The sequence below is a fragment of the Bacillus sp. SRB3LM genome, assembly GCF_015712745.1.
GTDB classification, from domain to species: domain Bacteria; phylum Bacillota; class Bacilli; order Bacillales; family Bacillaceae_G; genus Bacillus_A; species Bacillus_A thuringiensis_K.
Genome location: NZ_VWVQ01000042.1, coordinates 1 through 2,142, shown reverse-complemented (window position 1 = coordinate 2,142; position 2,142 = coordinate 1). Strand labels below are relative to the sequence as shown.

The following is a 2,142-nucleotide window of genomic DNA, read 5'->3' as shown; positions in this document are numbered from 1 at the left end:
AAAAACTTCACGGCCTTTCCCCGATAGAATATCGGGAAAAGGCCGTGGCATAATACTCTTTTTATTACTGTCTACTTGACAGGGAGATGACCATTTTTAGGACTCTTTTTTAGGCTGACAGCATTAATTACCAAATAAACTTGCTGTATCAAGGTCTTCATACTCATCATTCAAAACATTTGTTTCAGATTTAGAAACATCTGCTTTTTTCACGTCTTCACTATCGGACTTCTCCTCAGAAGCCTCAATTATTTCCCTAGGAGATTTAATTTTTTGGTTATCATTTTTGATAATGAAATTTGAATTGTTTAATAGGACCCGTTTAACCTCATTTAAAAAATCTTTATCTTGAAGTAAGACTTCTCTTTGCATTTGTTGCTGAATTTTATAATCACCAACATCTTTTAAGCCATGTTTATCAATGAAGTAACAGACAAGTTTATATAATGAATCTGCTATATTCCCTTGAGATTCAAACCATTTAAAGAATTCCTCATTCTCAATTTTTTTGAGATTCCAAAAGAAAGATTCCCTTTTTTTGTCAGTCATACTATCTCACCTTTTTTCGAGTAAGAATTTTCTTGATTATTTGCATTCCTCTAGCATTCATATCTACAGCATATTTTTCTGGAATCCATAACAAGTACATACCAACTTGCTCACAATACTCTAATAGTTGATCATATAACTCATCTTTAAAAGTAATACTTCCCCCACCGTATACACATAAAATTTCAGCTTCACTAGCTGTATTGTTTACATATTTTTCACTGGTATCTTCTAAGATAAGTTCAGCCTGTTCCACTTTTGTAATATTAAAGAACCCAGTTGCTTCTTCATGGTATTTATGATCTTGATCTTGAAGGATTTGTGAGAATTGTTGACGTTTAATGTTTGTTCCACGATCTTGGTTTAATAGCTTAACAGCTTCTTCTGTAGCATGCCCAACTCCACGTCTTTCTCCACTACAAGCATCAATAATTGGATTTACGCCAACTGTGTATATATACTCAGTCGTTCCATCTCCAATGTCACTATGTAAGATTTTTTTGTTCTTAAAGAATGTCTTTTCTACTGTTGCTATCTCAAGTTTGTCTTTATATAGTTTAATAAAGTCATTAAACATATCTTTTTCACCTTCAAGGATTGCGTATAAAGGAGGAATACCTTCTTGGGTAATGTTTGCACTGTTGAATGTTAAGCTGACTGTTACTTGTTCTTCCCCCACATAAACAATTACAACATGATTTGAATTAGTAAAACGTTGCTCTAGGTGCTTAGCATTTACTGGTGTCCATTGGCTTGCTGGAATAGCGGAAATAAGATCAACAGTCACATTAATTGATTGTGGTAGTTGTTCTGTTTTTTCCCACTCAAGTTGGACTGATTTATTTGCAATTAGTCCTAGCATATTAATTAATGGCAAATCATCATTATATTTTTGGCCCACTTTAATGTTCATGTTTTTTGGGTTCTTCCCTGTTAGCATCGCTCGATTCCCAATAAAGTACATCCCAGATCTTCTGATTGATTTACTAGCAATATTTACAAACATATTGTCTACTAAATTAATTACATTTTTTTGAGTATTTGTTTCTGTTACATTGGGCATCGAGTAAACGCTTTGATATACGTTTTTCATTTTTATGTATTCACCATTGATATAACCTTTAAAAGAATCGTTCCCAATATCACCTTCAATGTCTATATGAAGATTCTCCCCTTTTAAATCTGTCATTATACATCACCTCTATAATTTTTATTTCTTATTTATATTTGTTAACTATATTATAACTTAAAAGCGCAGTGGAAACAAGGGTTTTAGAGAATTGTGCATTAATTAAATGTAAAATAGATATATTATAGATATAATTTGAATATTAATTAGATTCATCCTTTTTGTTTAGGTTGGTAGTTCGGATTTTTATTGCAAATAAATATTCAATAAAAATTTAATAGATATTAAACAGATATTTATTAGAATTTATTTTAGTATGTTTGCTGGATTAATTATTTTTTAGTTAACTGTATGTTTGGTACGTCATTTGGGTTCTGGTGCAAAAAAAACAAAATGTTTGAAATGTGTTTTTTAAATTTGGCTATACTGGTACTACTACTACTTCAAAAAAGGTGTGTGATCAG

General features: G+C 31.2%; 2 protein-coding genes. Both read right to left on the bottom strand.

Annotated features, from left to right (window positions below; genetic code table 11):
• Positions 1-123 precede the first annotated feature (123 nt).
• Complete coding sequence (locus F3I02_RS17680; protein WP_196478260.1) at positions 124-549, bottom strand: hypothetical protein; 426 nt, start codon at positions 547-549, stop codon at positions 124-126.
• A 1-nt stretch (position 550) separates the two neighbouring features.
• Positions 551-1,738, bottom strand: coding sequence for a ParM/StbA family protein (locus F3I02_RS17675; protein WP_196478259.1), 1,188 nt, complete (start codon positions 1,736-1,738; stop codon positions 551-553).
• Positions 1,739-2,142 lie beyond the last annotated feature (404 nt).

What these genes read in the sequence shown, in the direction of transcription:
- F3I02_RS17680 (WP_196478260.1), bottom strand. Translation starts at nt 549, where the DNA reads ATGACTGACAAAAAAAGGGAATCTTTCTTTTGGAATCTCAAAAAAATT.
- F3I02_RS17675 (WP_196478259.1), bottom strand. Translation starts at nt 1,738, where the DNA reads ATGACAGATTTAAAAGGGGAGAATCTTCATATAGACATTGAAGGTGAT.